Annotated in this window: 17 protein-coding genes; 10 read left to right on the top strand and 7 right to left on the bottom strand. The window is 56.2% G+C overall.

Translation table 11 applies throughout. The features are described 5' to 3' along the window. A partial coding sequence (locus AAAX34_RS09610) for a hypothetical protein (RefSeq protein ID WP_349111121.1) occupies positions 1-609 on the bottom strand: 609 nt, incomplete at its 3' end. Positions 610-2467: 1858 nt separating this feature from the next. Between AAAX34_RS09610 and AAAX34_RS09605 the strand changes: the two genes are divergently transcribed. From AAAX34_RS09605 to AAAX34_RS09570, 8 genes are all read left to right on the top strand, one after another. Beyond that, on the top strand, positions 2468-3187 hold the full coding sequence (locus AAAX34_RS09605) for a hypothetical protein (protein WP_349111119.1): 720 nt from the start codon (positions 2468-2470) through the stop codon (positions 3185-3187). 300 nt (positions 3188-3487) lie between these two features. Further along, positions 3488-5623 carry a LuxR C-terminal-related transcriptional regulator gene (locus AAAX34_RS09600; protein WP_349111117.1) on the top strand — a complete coding sequence of 712 codons (2136 nt, stop codon included), beginning with the start codon at positions 3488-3490 and terminating at the stop codon, positions 5621-5623. A 109-nt stretch (positions 5624-5732) separates the two neighbouring features. Beyond that, complete coding sequence (locus AAAX34_RS09595) at positions 5733-6245, top strand: hypothetical protein (protein ID WP_195362223.1); 513 nt, start codon at positions 5733-5735, stop codon at positions 6243-6245. Between the two features lie 169 nt (positions 6246-6414). Continuing rightward, entirely contained in the window at positions 6415-7206 is a 792-nt protein-coding gene (locus AAAX34_RS09590; protein ID WP_349111115.1) for a hypothetical protein, read from the top strand. A gap of 38 nt (positions 7207-7244) precedes the next feature. After that, a complete protein-coding gene (locus AAAX34_RS09585; RefSeq protein ID WP_349111114.1) occupies positions 7245-8042 on the top strand; it encodes a DUF2705 family protein in 798 nt (265 codons plus the stop codon). After that, positions 8039-8683, top strand: coding sequence for an ATP-binding cassette domain-containing protein (locus AAAX34_RS09580; protein ID WP_217108493.1), 645 nt, complete (start codon positions 8039-8041; stop codon positions 8681-8683). The genes AAAX34_RS09585 and AAAX34_RS09580 overlap by 4 nt, the downstream gene beginning before the upstream one ends. Before the next feature lie 5 nt (positions 8684-8688). After that, entirely contained in the window at positions 8689-9348 is a 660-nt protein-coding gene (locus AAAX34_RS09575) for a DUF5028 domain-containing protein (protein ID WP_349111113.1), read from the top strand. 385 nt (positions 9349-9733) lie between these two features. Further along, positions 9734-10444 carry a hypothetical protein gene (locus AAAX34_RS09570; protein WP_349111112.1) on the top strand — a complete coding sequence of 237 codons (711 nt, stop codon included), beginning with the start codon at positions 9734-9736 and terminating at the stop codon, positions 10442-10444. Here the strand turns inward: AAAX34_RS09570 and AAAX34_RS09565 are convergent. The 3 genes from AAAX34_RS09565 to AAAX34_RS09555 form a co-directional block, all read right to left on the bottom strand. After that, positions 10392-10904, bottom strand: coding sequence for a DUF1648 domain-containing protein (locus AAAX34_RS09565; RefSeq protein WP_196033717.1), 513 nt, complete (start codon positions 10902-10904; stop codon positions 10392-10394). The two genes, AAAX34_RS09570 and AAAX34_RS09565, sit on opposite strands and share 53 nt — an antisense overlap. 349 nt (positions 10905-11253) lie before the next feature. Continuing rightward, positions 11254-11535 carry a DUF1778 domain-containing protein gene (locus tag AAAX34_RS09560; RefSeq protein ID WP_196033714.1) on the bottom strand — a complete coding sequence of 94 codons (282 nt, stop codon included), beginning with the start codon at positions 11533-11535 and terminating at the stop codon, positions 11254-11256. After that, positions 11535-11867 (bottom strand): hypothetical protein, encoded by a 333-nt coding sequence (locus AAAX34_RS09555; protein ID WP_217725383.1) that lies wholly within the window; start codon positions 11865-11867, stop codon positions 11535-11537. The genes AAAX34_RS09560 and AAAX34_RS09555 overlap by 1 nt, the downstream gene beginning before the upstream one ends. A gap of 150 nt (positions 11868-12017) precedes the next feature. Between AAAX34_RS09555 and AAAX34_RS09550 the strand changes: the two genes are divergently transcribed. Together AAAX34_RS09550 and AAAX34_RS09545 are read left to right on the top strand one after the other, a co-directional pair. Then, a complete protein-coding gene (locus tag AAAX34_RS09550; protein ID WP_349111109.1) occupies positions 12018-12602 on the top strand; it encodes a recombinase family protein in 585 nt (194 codons plus the stop codon). Between the two features lie 189 nt (positions 12603-12791). Then, positions 12792-13370 carry a hypothetical protein gene (locus AAAX34_RS09545; protein WP_349111107.1) on the top strand — a complete coding sequence of 193 codons (579 nt, stop codon included), beginning with the start codon at positions 12792-12794 and terminating at the stop codon, positions 13368-13370. Between the two features lie 53 nt (positions 13371-13423). Here the strand turns inward: AAAX34_RS09545 and AAAX34_RS09540 are convergent, their stop codons facing one another. The 3 genes from AAAX34_RS09540 to AAAX34_RS09530 are packed head-to-tail and all read right to left on the bottom strand — an operon-like array spanning position 13424 to position 15506. Next, entirely contained in the window at positions 13424-14146 is a 723-nt protein-coding gene (locus AAAX34_RS09540) for a metallophosphoesterase (protein ID WP_349111105.1), read from the bottom strand. Beyond that, positions 14146-14871, bottom strand: a complete 726-nt coding sequence (locus AAAX34_RS09535; RefSeq protein WP_349111102.1) for a metallophosphoesterase — start codon at positions 14869-14871, stop codon at positions 14146-14148. The genes AAAX34_RS09540 and AAAX34_RS09535 overlap by 1 nt, the downstream gene beginning before the upstream one ends. Further along, positions 14868-15506 carry a hypothetical protein gene (locus AAAX34_RS09530; RefSeq protein WP_349111100.1) on the bottom strand — a complete coding sequence of 213 codons (639 nt, stop codon included), beginning with the start codon at positions 15504-15506 and terminating at the stop codon, positions 14868-14870. Before AAAX34_RS09530 ends, AAAX34_RS09535 begins: the two co-directional genes overlap by 4 nt. Between the last annotated feature and the right edge of the window lie 160 nt (positions 15507-15666).

The following is a 15666-nucleotide window of genomic DNA, read 5'->3' as shown; positions in this document are numbered from 1 at the left end:
GGTCGTGGTGGCAAGCGCGCCGTCATGGAAGAAGGCGATCGGGTATCCGATCTGCCCGAAGCCGTTTAGGGCCAAGGCGTAAATACTCCCGGGCGCAAGGCCGGCGAGGAGCATCGCGGTCCCCGCGCCAATTATCGAAAACACGGTTTGGATAAGGCGCCGGAATTTGGGCACGGGCGCCTTTGCCGCCAGGGTCCCGGGCCTTGTGGCGCCGAGCAGGAGTATCGACGAGAGAAGGAAGGGGATGAAGGGAAGGAAGGACGGCGCCTGGGCAATGGCGTAGGGCAGGAAGGAGAGGAACGGCAGGTCGTTTGCGGAGGCCGGGATATCCGCGATGCCGGAGCTGCTCAGGGCGCGGCAATATGCGAGCTCCGCGTCATTGGTCTCCTGGTCCCCCACGATGGACCCGGATTGGAAGCCCTCGTCCATGAGCGCGTAGTAGCTCTCGGCAGAATCGAGAAAGGCGGCGTCGGTTTGAGCGGCGAGGGCGGCGTTCGCGTATCTTGCAAGCTCAGCGTCATCTTGCTGCTCTGGCGATAGGTCTGTGCCGCTGGCCTGGGGCGCGCGCGTATTGAATGCGTCGACAAAGCCCTGCATGCCCTGCTTCATAAAGAAGGGCCCGTAGATGGGTGAATTGAACGCAATGGGGACGGAGAAGGCTGCAGCGAGAACGAGCGTAGAGATCCATACGGCCCGGTCTCTTAGGATTAGTTTGAGAAGAAGTCGACAGTACATTTGGAAGCACCTACATTTCTCAAAGCATCGTTAGATTAATAATGACAGACCGAATGAAGATGCGTGCGATGGGGGCGAGGCGAATGGCTGGGCGGTATCGATACGCGGGTTCAACGGCATCATATTGACCACATAGATTATCAAAACCGTCGTAAAACCCCTGGTTGCAACTACGGGGAGTGTCAACGGTATTCACTTTTTCAGCAATGCCGTATTTACGTAATGTCGTTATTACATAGTTCTGTTATTTCGTTTTGCCGTGTGCCGGGTTTTAGGGCAGAGCCCTAAATCGCACGCCGCCGGGCGAAACGCAGTTTTGTACGGCGGTGTACGACTCTTGCGGAACCGAACTATGACACAACGCAACTGTGCCATAACGTAACTACGTAGTAGCGTAGCTGTGCAATAACGCGATTACGGCAAATCGAAATAACAGAACAACGTGACTGTGGAATAGCAGAACAATTGAACATTGAACTAATCGCGCCTGAAAATTTTCCGCAAGTGTCGTGCGCCGCCGTACAAAGCCCGGCGGCGCACTAGGGTTCTGCCCTAAAAACCCGGCGCCCTTGGCGGCGTTAAAAAGTGACGCAATAACGTTGTTACGTTATTGCGTTATTACACAGTTCAGCAGTCACACTTTTACATTGTTGCGGCATGACACGGTTACGCAATGTCTCCGGTGCGTCTCGGTAAAAGGTTCGCTACCGGACAGCCACCGGACACCGAGGCGATCTAAGCGCGGCGATGGTTTGCCGTGAAATGTGCTGTGAGATGAAAAATCTCGCAAGAGACGCAGACTTGTACCTCCATCGTAAATGTATGTACAAATCTGCCGCCGGCCCGGACGGCACGGCGCTTGCCAGGGCTCCGCCCATGGACCGGGGCTGGTAAGTCGATTGCGACTGCATCGGTTGATTGGTGACAGTTGGAATCGACGTTGCAGTTTTTAAATCTGTTTTCTGAGATCTGAAGCGCGAAACTCAAAAACTCATCGTCTTGATTTTCATTTGATTCGGATCGCGCCCGCGCAAAAGTCAAAACGACTCGCGCGGCCGTTTCGTTTTTTCGTATCGCTTTTCATACCGCGTCAAAACAAAACGCGAGTTTTGAAAATCGATAGCGACCGAAGGTCGCAATCATAGGCGGCTTTGCTGCCGCATGAAAATCGACTCGCCATTCGATTCGTAATGCGAGCCGCGTCACCTTCCGACAAATCCAACAGCGCTGCGAGTCACGCTAATGACTCTCCGCGCCATTGAAATTGTCGAAAGCTGCCTCAACTTTTTCGTAAGCGTATCGAAAAACGATTCGACAACGTCGAATGTTTGCGTCGCGGGCGCCGCAAACCCGCTTCGCGGAAATGCAAACGCTCGGCATCCCTCGCATTCGCATTTCCGCTCCGCTCTCGCTACAGCGAACTTCTAACACTCGGCATCCCTTGCGTTAAAAATTCGCTTCCGCTCACGGTCTTCACGCAGTTACAACGCCGCGAGGCCTCTCGCTTGGAATGAGGCCTCTCATTCCACGTCTACACTGCGTTTCGCCCAATCCCCGTTCCGGAGATTGCAAGATGTACGTAAATCATGATAACCGGGCCCGTAGTCCCTGTTATCATGATTTACGAATCTTGCTTTTCTCCTGTCACGGAGAAAAGGGAAAGAGTGAACGCAGTACGCTTTTTGCGGGTTGGTTTCACTCTTTCTAAAAAATTAGGCAACCATAGCAAGAGGTGACGGATGCCAATCCTCAGTTTCTTGCTTACTTTTCCGGAGGCCACTCCGGAGAAAGTAGAAAAATGGCACGAAATGAATTCGTAAAGGCTCGCGTTTCTCCTGAAGAGAAAGAGATCTATCAACAACTTTGCGAACAAGCTGGTTGTACGGAAGCTGAGTTGATTCGATCCGTACTGATTCATCGGGAAATCTCACTTGATGATCTCGATGACGAAATGCAAGTTCTTGATCGGAAGAAAAAGGCCCTCCATAAGCAACAGGAGGATTACAGGAGAGCACAGGCATCGCGTAAAACCGATGAACGTGGCGAGCCGATTTCTGAAAAAAGGAGTATTCCGTTCCAAGTAATGCTCACTGCTCCAGAAAAAAAGGCAATTGAGCAGCGTGCAGCGGCGCTCGGCATTTCTGCAAGCGAACTGGTTCGCCGCAGCGCAATTTACGGAAAGATCGAATCATTCAATTTTGACATCGCGGAAGTTGAAAAACTCCATCATGAGTTATTGAAGGAAGGAACAAACCTCAATCAGCTGATGTATTTTGTGAACGCCCAAGGGCTTCCCGCGTACAACGAGAAAGCTGTTTTCCGAACGCTTGAAAAGGTTTATCAAAATGCTCGAAAGGTCGACCGGTTCATCGAGAAATTAGAGAAGCGTTATCACGTCGACTATATTCCAAGCGATTATTTGGCAGATGAACCAGACAACAGAAATCTTTAACTCGGACCTATACTTCGCGAATGATGCGCACAGCGCCATTGCAAGACCGATCGCAAGGCCAACGGCCGCTATCTTTGCATAGCTCCTGCCCGCGCGTCCCAGTTTTCGGCCTAAAACGGGATGCATTTTCCGAACCGGTGCTCAAAAGGAAACCGTATCCCGCTTTGGGGCGGGGGCTGCGGAAAATTGGCCCGTGATCTGGTTCGGATTGGAGTATGCGTTAACCGTTGATGTTGGCCGGTGTGGGCATGGAGATAGATGAGTGGATCGAGCGATATAATGACATGCTATGGAGGCCATATGCTCTTTTCCCGCCGTTCTGCCACATCTGCCTGCGTCATTGTGCTTATCGTAATGGCGGTTACCCCTTATCACCGGTTTTCATCTTCAATCGGCTTGGCATCAGGTGCAATGACCTGGCTCGTTATCCTCGGCGCATGCCTCGCGGCGTTTGGTCATGGTGTTGCGCTCCGCAAGGGGAGAGAAATAAGACGGCCGGGTCGCCTTGGCGTCTTCGGTGTTTTCCTTGCTGCTATTGCGGTGGTTCCCGAATGGGTCGACCTGGCCTTCTATGCTCGCGGAGATTCTATCCCAATCGTGTTTGCACCAATCTGGTTGTTGCATGGTGTTTCGTGTACCTTGTGCTTCACTGGGTCGTTGCTCCTCTCATGTGTAATTTGGGATACGGCGGGCTCTCCTTTGATACGGGGGGCGGCGCGGGACGGCGAAAGGGGGACCCGCCGATCGCAGAGCGCGCTTTTTGCAGAAACAATAGTTGTCCTGTCTTGCCTGCTGTTTTGCTGTCGAGTTTCATGGAGAGTCGTTCCCGAGCCATGGGGGATGCCCTCTGTAACGGCCGCATCAATTGGCATCGTGCTTTTAATTCCTCTGGTCTACCTCGTATTGGCTGCGGTCCCGCTGCTTTGCTGTCCCCGCGCCTTTGGTCGGGGGCAGGGCGACGTGTTTGCCCGTTCTGTGCTCGTAGCAGTTCCCATTGGCCTTGTTCCGGCTGTCGAGGTGGCATACTTTGCAAGCGATGCCACGGTCATTGTGTCGCTGACGATGGGGTCCGCTATTGCCGCCTTCGGATGCACGTTGCTCAGGAAGAAGCGGAACAACGATTCGGATACCCCCCGCACGTCCGACCCATTCGATGCTGGGGCGTTTTCCCCTGCCCTGTCGCCTCGAGAAGAGCAGTTTGTTCGGCTGCTGCTCAAAGGGAAAACGCCGGCGGAGATTGCCAGGGAGACGGGTACGAAGCCATCGACGGTACGAACAACGCTTCACCGAGCATACGGGAAGGCGTCGGTTGCGGGCTCAGGCGAGCTCGTGGCGTTGTTTGCAGGTGAGGGTGATGCTGTAGGGCCCGAGCCGCTGCAGCGGCATGCTGACGATCTGCTGGTATCAGCTCGGACGCGCCGGCTGTTTCGATACCTGCTCACATCATTTTTTATTCTTCTTGCGGCTGGTCCCTTGGTAATGGCGGATAGCGATTGGAGTTCCGGCGTTACGCATGCAATCGCTTTTTCTCTTGCAAGCTATACATTGGGTCTCGGGCTGCTTCTGTCGCTGTGCAGCGCGGGTGGAAAATCGAAGCGCGGGGACGATCTGGATGGAGCGGATGGGGCGATCGGGCTCGGAAGCCCGTGTGTGTGGGCGATACTGTCTGCCGTGGAATGGTCTTTTGTCTATATCGCGGCATGGAGGTGCATACGCGATCCGTTGATGGCTGCGCCGGTCCTGTTTTGCGGCATAGCGTCTATGGCTTCGCTCGCCGTTAAGCTGTGCCCGTTTAAGGTTCATGCCCATACTCGGGCTATCGCGCCATTAGTTTCGATAGGTGTGGCTGCTTTAATCTATGCAGCAACTAGGGGGCGAATTCATGGACTTGCGGTACTGACGGGGATGCTGCTCACGTATATAGTGCTGCGAAGCTGTCCGCAGCGCAAAATGCTCGGGGTATGGATGCTCTGCTTTGGGGCGACGGTTCCTGCTTGGGTTGTCTTGCTCAACATGGTGCAGGATCTGACGGTTTTCGAGCCGTTGTTCCTCGCGTCGTTGTTGGGGCAAAGTTCGGCTCTCAATGTCGTCGTGGCAACGGTGATCGTCTGCTGGTCTGTGCCCATATTCGTCACGCACATCGCGCTCGCCCGCTCGGTTGAGGACGAGAAGGCCGTCTTGGAGTACCGCGCGAACGGGTCCACCGAAACAGCTCGCGTGCGCCAGCTGGCCCTGCTTATGTCGCGCTCCCTTTCCGATGTTCAGTCGCAAATTTTGCTGATGACGGCAGAGGGCGCAACGACAAAGACCATTGCGGAGGATGTCGGTTACGCTGCATCTACGGTGCAAGCACTGCGGTCTGCTTCTTACCGCCAGTTGAGGATCAAGAATAAAACGCAGCTTATTTCATTGTTATCGCAGGTAGATAACGTGTAAACGCCTGAGCGGTCGACTCAATAGCGGGTGTTTACAGACATCTTTCTCTATTCATGCAAAGGTTGCCGTGCGTCGACGCATTGTTAACCGCTTTTGATTGGAGAAGGCCATGATTAAGCCAAGGAGCGCTATTGCTCGAATCGGAGTCGGCTTGGCGATTGTTGCGGGCTTGTCGATGGGTGCACCTGCCGCATCATTTGCTCAAGAGGAGTTTGACACTTCCCAGGTTTCTAGCATTTCGCAGAGCGCGGATGCCGGAATTGCCACATGCAAGAACAACGAAGATAGAGATTTCGCTTTTCAATGTTCTGGCACGAGCGCAACCGGCTATCGCCAGAAAGAAGATTCATCTTCAGTCTACATTTGGATCAAAGGCTATTCAGGAAAGCCGTTACGCTTGTACGTGGACGGTGCCTATGACACTAGAGGAACGGGCAACATGAATTGCACGCAGGGCGTTTATCGCTCCAACCATGAGCGTGAATGGGAGATATACAACCTCGTCCGTGAGAATAAGCGCAGCCATGCTCGTCTGACTGCATGGGCCGAGTCCGGATACGGCACGGTCTATGGAAAGTGGAGCCCCGATTGCTTAGGCCATTTTAACAAACTTCCCTCCTAGCCAATCCGCAGCTTCTTGTTGTGATTAGGGCCGGGCCGAGCGTTGCTGCTCGGTCCGGCCGAAGGGAGGGTGATGTCGCTTGAATAGAAATCTAATGCGGCACGAGTTGTCCAAGATATTTGGCAATCCTATATTTGCGTTGACCCTTATGGTTGCAACTGTAATTTCGATGGCGGCTGCCATTGAGGCATGGTGGACGCTCGAGACTGAGCGCAAGCAGCTGTTATCGCTTGGCTATGGCGTTGGTTTGCAAGTCCAGGCATACCTCGGCCAAACGCGTGAAAGTAGCTTTGGTAACTGGATCGTTGTGAGTGCAAATGCACCGCTATCGGCATCAGTGTTTTTCTATGCGCTGCCGTTGCTTGCCATGCTGGCCGGGTCGTGGTCATGCCTGTCCGAGCGTTTGAGCGGTTACGAGGCGCAGATCTGCACACGTGTTTCTAGAAATGCATACGTGAACGTGAAGATGCTGTCTGCTTTTCTCTCTGCGTTTGCGGTCACGGCTATTCCGCTACTCGTGAACTTCCTGATTGTCTCAATGCTGTTTCCCGCGTATCTCCCCCGGGTCGATGAATCGACTTACGTCGGGCTCTATCTGCATAGCTATTTTTCTGGTCTGTTTTATTCCCGGCCTCTGTTATATGTGCTGGTTTATACGCTGTTCGATGCGGTGACGCTGGGGGCTCTATCCATGGCCGTGACTGGTCTGTCGGTTGTGTTTCGCAGCAGAATCAAGGCGATGGTCGTTCCATATCTGATTATGGTTGCATGGCACTTTGTTAACGATTGGATTTTTAGCGTCCTTTCATGCGTCGGCTTTAACTGCAACATTCTTAACAGCATCAGGTCGGAATCGCTAAATAACTGGCCCGACATTCGAGCAGGGTTTGCGGAAATCATTTTGCTGTTCGTCTTTTCTTTGATTTCCGCGAGATTCTTAAAAAGACGCGAGGTGGTCTGATGCTGTTTAGGCTGGTCGCCGCGGACCTGAGGACCGTTTTGAAGAAGAACATCCTTACTTTTATTGCGATTGCGGCAGTGACCGTTGCGAACTTGGTGTACGCCTACGGCTTGTCTTCTGTGTATGGGGTTCGGACGGATACCTTGGGGTTTGCTGATAATCTCGCGCTCGTGTTTGCCGGATCCGCTCCGTTTGAGCCTAGGCCCGGGCTCATGTTTGTGCCTCCGTTAGGATGGCTATTTGTCATTCTGCTTATTCTCTATACAACACTCGATTATCCGACCGAATCGTTGCACGGGTTTGGTTTGCAAGCGCTTGTTCGATGCCGGTCAAGAACCCTTTGGTGGGTCTCGCGTTTTATCTTGGTGGCGGCGGTAACGGCATTTTCGCTGCTCGTGGTGGTTTGCTCTGTTGTGATTTGGAGCTTGATGGTGAGCGCCTCGTTCAGCGCGGTCATTCATGGTGAGTCGCTTCAGCTGGCTAATTTGGCGCCGTGGTTTCTCAAAGCTGGCGAGGCGGATGCGCTGCCGTTTTTCACAGGTCTCTTTTTTGCTTTCGAGGCGCTTGCGTTTGCGCAGGCAGTGATTGGCTTTGTACTTGGGCCGTCGGTCTCGTTTGTGGTTTTAATGAGCTACCTGATCTGTTCGGCATTTGCGCGGCATTGGGTGCTGTTAGGCAACGCCCTAATGCTGTTGCGCTGGGGCGGAATTGTCAAAGAGGGAATCGCGACGGGCTCGAGCGTCTTGTTTTCAATTGTGATTATGTCGTTATGCCTATCGTTGGGCGGACTGTGGTTTCGAAGGGCCGACCTTATAGAAAAGGGGGACAAGATATGAGCGTGATCGTTAGGGACGTATCGAAGCGCATGGGCAAAAACGATGTTCTGCGCAACGTGTCCATCGAGGTTGACCCTGGGACTGTGGTTGGGCTTCAGGGGATAAACGGTTCGGGTAAGACCATGCTTATGCGAGCGGTCTGCGGATTGATCAAGCCTACCGAAGGCGAAATCTCTATCGATGGCCAAAGGCTTGGGGCGGACATCTCGTTCCCGCCGAGTCTGGGGATGTTGATCGAGGCGCCTTCCTTTTTGGGATATCTGTCTGGCTACGACAATCTGGAGCTCATCGCTCAGATCAAGGGCGTTGCCACTCCCGAGGACATTCGCTCTGCCCTGCGGCTCGTGGGGCTCGATGCAGACGAAAAAAAGAAGTTCCGAGCATATTCGCTTGGGATGAAGCAACGTCTGGGGATAGCTGCGGCAATTATGGAAAAGCCGAAGCTACTTGTTCTCGATGAGCCAACAAATGCCCTCGACGAAGCGGGCGTTGAAATGCTCAAGCGCGTTGTGGCGATGGCGGCCTCAACGGGTCGCGAGGTTATTCTGTCAAGCCATGACGGAGAGGTGCTCGAGGAGCTGGCCGATCGGGTTTACTGCATGCGCGACGGTGCCGTTGTGAAAGTTCGGGAAAGGTCGTGAGCGCGATGAAGAAGGCCATGTGGACAAGAAGGGCGGTGCTTGCTCTTTTCGGCTGTGCTGCTACCGGCCTTGCGGGCATGAGGGTGAGTGTCGTTAACGGGAACCGGACGGTCATTCCTGAGAAATATTATGCGGAGGGCGAATGGCTCTCGATGGATGGGGCGTTTCTGGGGTCGAAGGATGTGGCGACTGACGGGTATTCGTTTTGCATAGACGGGGCAGAGCTGCTCACGCCGCGCGAGTATCTCAAGCGTGCGCATGATGATTATTCAAAATATGGCATCGTGGATACGAAAACGAAATTGAAGGACGCCGACATCACGTGTGTTATCGCCGTAAAGATGCGTGTCAGGAATAAGGACAATGTCGAAGGCGGAATCAAAACGTATGTTTGGCATTTGGTGCCGGAGTCTGCGCCAAACTATGACTTTGTGGTCAATACCGATCTGATAACGCAGGCAATGCCGGCTCTGGGCGGCTCTGCTGCGTTTGCTGTACAGGTTGGGGCGGAGAACGAGTTGCTCGTCCCATTCATGATGCAAAACACCAACGACTATTTCGAAGGTTACGAGACCGTCCGTTTTGAGAAGGCTTTTCCTGGGACTTATACGATGAAGATGACCGATCTGCCAGAGAGAAGGCTCTTAAGGTTTGAAGTGAAGTAGCTCGAAGATCCCGCGGTTCGCGACGAGCTCCTTGCGCGCCGCGGCTACGCAAGGGAGATTCGCAACCGCTATGCCGGCTCCGTTCCCGATGCCGGTGACGACCGCGTCCGCGCCACCGGCCAGGCGCACGGCGGTAGCGCCGTGTCGCGACAGATGGACGATCGCGTCGTCGATCGCGGTGACTACTCGCGCGGCGACACGCCCCGCTAGTTTTGAACTGTCCTGCCCTAGCGCGTTGCAATTCAATCAGCTGTTACAGAATCCTGGAAGAAAGGGCCAAACCGAAGTGTCTGGCCGGACGCCAATTGTCCGGGAACTGCTTCGGATTCGACCCTCTTCTACTTTACTTCCATGGCCATGCGGAAGGCTGGTACTCCTTAACCGGATGCTTCTTACCGAAACCACCGTCGATGCCGAAACGGCAGAGCCTGTCGATGGCGCGAAGGTGCTCATCAATGGCGTTGGCGATCTGAGTGTCAACGATGCTGTCATAGTCGTTAAGGCTGCGGACCGCCTCGTCGGCGGCCATGCAGGCCTTGATGGCTTGATTGAACTGAGCCTTAAAGATGTCGAGCGTGTGACCGGGGTTGTCGCGTCGCCGTTTGAGGCTCAGCTGTCCTTGTTGCTTGCGACGCCGCGCGTCGCCGGTGGCGAGGGTCTCAGATCCTTTAGCAACAATGCTCGCATTGTCCTTTCGGGCAAGGCAGCGCGTTTGGCCGGGCGCTACAACTGCTATGCAGACTTCCTATTTGAGGGGACGGGTGACAAGAAGCCGCTTGTCGTCGAGTGCCAAGGCAGGCTTGTGCACAGTGGGGCCGATGCCGCAATGTCGGATTCCGATCGCGCCACCGCATTGCAGCAAATGGGTTTCAACGTCATGTTGCTGACGTATCAGCAAATCGCCGATGAGAAGAACTTCGAGATAGTGAAGCGCATGTTGTTTGAGGAGATTGGCTTGGAGTATCGCGAGAAGACGGACGCCAGCTTGATGCGCAGCGCAGTCTTCGTCGCGAGCCCTTTATCGATTGGAACACGCTGGGGCGCTAAAGTTTCCGAGCCTTGCCCTTACCTCTGCTCTTGCGAAACCTTGCAGTGAATATAAGGGGCGTTGCAATAAGCAATAGTTCGAATGCAACAGCGCCGACAATCATCGCCTTGCAGTCGTCGGACAACGGGTTAAGGGCCGCAAGCAGCGAGAAAACGCCGCACTCGAGCTCAAACCAGGCCACCGAGCGAGCACTTGCGAGATACCAAGCATCCTTCTCGTCGCTCTCGAGACCGGCAGGCTGGTTCCAATGCTCTGGACTGACCAGATGGAGAACGAGGGCCAAAAGCGCGATGCAAGCCAGCATGACAATAGGGAGGAGCAACAGCTCGACAGGAGAGCCCCAGCGGTTCGGCTGCATGTCAACGCCGTAGTGGACGGGGACCTTCTCTCCGGTGGGCACTGCTGCGATAGCAAAACCTGTCAGCACGACGCTGCAAGCGCCGGTTAGCCACCCCATCGCTTCTACTATGCGAACATCCTTTGTTATCCATGGCGCTTTTTTGGGCATAACCCCTCCTTCTCAACTGCGGAGGCTCGGTCTGCCATCTCGCGCTCGAGCCGATGTACGACTTCCATTAAATCGCTCATGCTATTCCTTTCCCTCGGGTGTTCTGTCTAATATATCGCCCCGTGCGGACACGATTCTCACCTAAGGAATGGCAATGGTGTGTTCATAAACACGCAGATAGACGACTTAACAGGATTCGATTTACGGGGTGATTGAACCTGTGGTGGTGCGGATGCCCCGACCCGCGGCACGACTTAACCGCCGTTATGTTAGCGACATGTCTAACATAACGGCGGCGCAGGGCGCTCACTCCCTGCAGCAACGCCGATTCCGGGAAGGCACGCCGGGGCTATGCCGACCTGAGTATCCTCTCGGCCTTCTCGATCGCGGCCGAGCGCAGAAACTCCGACTTCCGCATCCCGCACGCGGCGGCCGCCCGTTCGATGAGGTCGGCGCCCGTCTTCGGGCACTTGAAAGACAGGTTGGCGTTGGCCTCCACCTCGGAAAGCCTGGGGCGGCCGACTCGGAGGTTCACCAGGCTCCCCTCCCAGGAGCCGGATTCGTATTCCGCGCACTCGCGCTCGATGTCCTCATCCGTGATAACGGATCCGTTTGCAAGCCTATATTCCATCAGTAACCTCTCCTTCTCGCGTTCTCGATCTCCCTTAGCGTCTTCTTGCTCGGCGGCGTCATGGCGTGGTAGACGAGCCACGCGCCGTCGGCCAGGAGGACACCGACCATCTCGATGTACCGGCCTTGCGGGTCGTAGCCCGTCCGCATCTCGCACTCCCCGGGTATGCGGACGGCCGCGAAGCAGTAGCTCTCCCACGCTGCCTCGACATCACCGTCATCTAGCTCGGGGTGCCGCTCGTGAACTCTCTGGTGTATCCGGACCATGAGCCTCCAATCTTTACGATAATATTCTACTACTATTTGGTAGTAGAATATTATCCGTCCCAACATATTCCATTAGCCGTTCGTCCCAAAACGTATGCCGCGCGGCACTCGAAAACCGAACCCTCGATGCCGTGGACGGTGAGTGCCAAAACCCAGTGCCAAAACCTCCCCTTGCATTCCCATGAGAAAATCAAAAGACAAGGCAGGAGGCTGAAAATGACCAGATACGGATACGCTCGCGTGAGCACGAAGGATCAGAAGCTAGACAGGCAAATCGAGGCGTTGGTCAACGCCGGCGTGCCCTATGGCCATATCTACAAAGACAAAGTCACGGGTGCCAAGGACGGCGACCGAACTCAACAGAAGCGTCTGTTCAAGAAGATGAAGGCCGGCGATGAAGTGGTAGTCGAGTCCTGGGAGCGCCTAACCAGATCGACCAGGCAATTGCTGAACTACGACCTTATGTTCCGAAATCTCGGCGTGAAGCTAACCTCCTTGAAACAGCCGGTCGACCTCGATACCGCCTTCGGCCGTTTCGTGCTGGGTACCCACGCCTGCACAGCCGAGCTTGAGCGCGATCTGATCAAGCAGCGCCAGGCCGAGGGTATCGCCGTCAAACGGAGCCGCGGTGGCAACGTCGGGGGCCGCCCGCGCATCGCAGACGTCAAGGCCGACGCTGCCGTGAAACTCTACCTTGCCCGCGAGACGACAATTCCCGACATCTGCGCCGCAACGGGTATCTCGAAATCGACCCTGTACCGCATCCTCCGCGAGCGCGGGTTAGTCGGAGTCAGAAGATAAATCCGAGTGCGCTACTATTAGATGAGTGCGGTATTTCTCCAATCGAAAACCTGCGTGAACGCATGACTTGAGACGCCTTTTTAGAACCCACCGATCGCAGGACGACTACAAATCAACAGCGGCCGCGTATTTGTTCCCAGCCGTACGGCGTGGCGGAGCCATGCCCATTGTTGATTGGATTGTCGCACGATGACAGACAATCCGAGCGAGAAGAAAATCAGTGAGACATCCGGCGTGAAGGCCGTCCTCGATGAGGCCGCCGAGCGGATCGAGGCGACATGGCGGGAGAAGCTGCTGCGCGAGACTGCCGACCTCAGGACCGAGAACGCACTGCTCATGGCCCAGGTGGATGAATTCAGCCGCAAGCTCGTCGAGACGCGAGACCGGAACGAAAGACTTGAGGCCGACTGCAATGAGAGGGTCGCCTTTATCGAGGAGAAGTTTGAACTCGATACCGCGAACCTCGAACTCGAGAATAACGAGCTCCACGCCGCGAGCGTCAGATATCTCGCCGATGCCAGGGAGCTCGACAGGAAGGTCGTCCAGCTCCACGCCGAGGCTGAGACCATGGTCGATGAGATCGAGCGGCTGCGCGGCGAGCGTGACGCCGCGTTGAAAGCCCAGGCTGAGCTGAGCGATGCGCTTCTGGCCCAGCGCGACCTGATGGCCGAGGTCGCCGCCCTCAAGGACCGCCTTGCTGTAGCCGAACAGCGGGCGGCCGTGGCCGAGGCCAAGATCGAGGTCATGACCCAGATGAAGATCGAGTAGGCCGCATAGCATCTAATTTTCTAGAAACCCCCTAGAGCATTTCTAGGGGGTTTCTAGAACTGAGAACCGGGCGCAGCACTTTCGATCGGCACGATGTCTCGATAGACCAGACGGTGCCTGTCGTCACGCCACTCGTCACCGTGGTAGTGGCCGAAGAACCAGGCTCGGTAGCCGAGCCGGTCGTCGAGCTCGGCAAGGAATCGCTGAAGTCGGTCGCCCCGATACTCGCGTCCGCGCTCCCGGCACAACCCCTCAGCAAGGGCAGCAGGGGCCTCGTGAGTCACAACGCAATCGACCCTCCAGCCTACGCGGTTGAGCGAGGCGCGGCAGTGGTCCATCTCCTCCTCACTCGGCATCTCCTCTGGCCACCAGCTCCTCCCCTCCTTGCGATACTGCCTGTCGTTGCTCGCGGCGCCGCCCATGGCAAGGACCGTGGTTCCCGCGATGTCGAACACCTCTCCGCGCATGAGGTGCAGCACGTGCGGTCGCACCTCATGGACGAGCCCGCCGTTCCGCTCCAGCACCGGCAGCCCAGCCAGGGCATGGTGGTTCTCATGGTTGCCGTCTACAAAACACGTGGTCCACGGCTTCGACTCGAACCAGTCGAGCCAATACCTCTCAGCATTCGAGCCGTCCCAGACAAAGCCGAAGTCGCCGGCCACGATCACCGCGTCATCGCGCGTCAGCGTGCGGCCCAGTGGCCAAGACCTGAAGGCGAACCTGCTGGACCCGTACTCGGCCCTGCCGTGCACGTCGCCCGTCACATAGACAGCCATCAGTACGCACCCCACGGCAGGAGTTTGTCCCCGAGCCTCGCGATCCGGTCGTACAGCACCGTGTGCCGTTCGTCCGGATTGCCGTCTCGGTGAAAATGGCCGTAATACCAGCGCTTGTAGTCCAGGCGGTCCTCGAGCTCGTCGAGGAATCCGGTCAGCCGGTCCACATCGGGGCGCTCCCAGCCTGGGTCCGGGTAGAGCGTCGGCGAGAGCATGCGCGTCGAGCAGGTATGGGTGATGACGCAGTCGACCTTCCAGCCGACCTCGTCGAGCCTTGCCCGCGCGGTATCGAAATCGCGCTCGTCCGGGAGCTCCTGAGGCCACCAGCTGGAATACGGCACGCGGTATTCCCTGTCCACGCTCGTGGCACCGCCCATGGTGAAGACCGTCTTCCCGTCGAGCTCGAAGACCTCCCCGCGCATGAGTCGGCGGATGGACGAAGTATCCGACAGGCGCTGCGTCAGCCCGCCGTGCCACGGCTCCATGGGGCGCTCCGCCCAATGGTCGAAGCGCTCGTGGTTGCCGTCGACGAACAGCACCGTGTAGGGGCGCGACTCCAGCCAGGCGATGTCGGCGCATTCCTCGGCAGAGAAGTCCCACGGAAAGCCAAAGTCGCCGGCAACGATGAGATAGTCGTCGCCGGTAAGGCTGTCGCCGAGCTCCCAGTCGCGGAGCTTTTGCATGTCGAGCCCGCTGTGGATGTCGCCTGTCACATAGACCGTCATCGGATCGCCTCTTTCCGCTTGTAAGCCGCCAGCTCGCGCTCGACCTGCCTGTCGCCGGTCTCGTTGACCCACCAGGGCCATTTCACCCGGCCGCACGGCTCGCCGACTCCGGCGAACCACTCCCTCAGCTCGTCGAGGCTCACCGGGGAGTGCCCGTTGGCATCGCAACCGACGTCGTAGCGCAGAAGGCCCTGCTTGCGGTTGAACTCGTTGTACGCGCCGCCGCTGCTGTGGATGTGCCCGTGGAGGTGCCACGATCCATGGTTCATGCCCTGCCAGTCGGCCATGGGGTAATGGCTCAGGACGATCTTCTGCCCGTCGATCTTGAGCACGCAGATCGGCGGCTCCACGGTGAACGCTCCCGCGACCGCCGGCTGGGTCCAGTCCTTGTCGTGGTTTCCCGGGACGAGGTGGATGCGCCTGCAGGCAATCCGCTTGCGCAGCCCGTAGGCGTCCTGGGCGGTCATCTTGAATGAGAAATCCCCCAGGATGTAGAGCTCGTCGTCCACGGCAACCCTGCCGTTGATGCTGTCGACGATGGCGTCGTTCATCTGCCAAATCGTCTCCCACGGGCGGTCGGTGAACTTCAGCACGTTCTCATGCCCGAAGTTGGTGTCGCTGGTAAACCAGATCATATTTATGTCTCCTTCTGTCGCTAAAAAACGTTCTCCTTCGAGGTCAGGAGACGTTTTATGAGCGACATGAGGTGCATATCCCTCATGTTTCAAGCTCCAATCTGCCGGATTTGCCCAACTAAAAGTTTACGCCCACGCGCGAACAGGATTTGATTTTTGA

Source organism: Collinsella sp. CLA-ER-H4 (genome assembly GCF_040092395.1).
Lineage (GTDB): Bacteria > Actinomycetota > Coriobacteriia > Coriobacteriales > Coriobacteriaceae > Collinsella.
The sequence above is the reverse complement of the archived record's forward strand: the minus strand, read 5'-3'. Positions and strand labels throughout refer to the sequence as shown.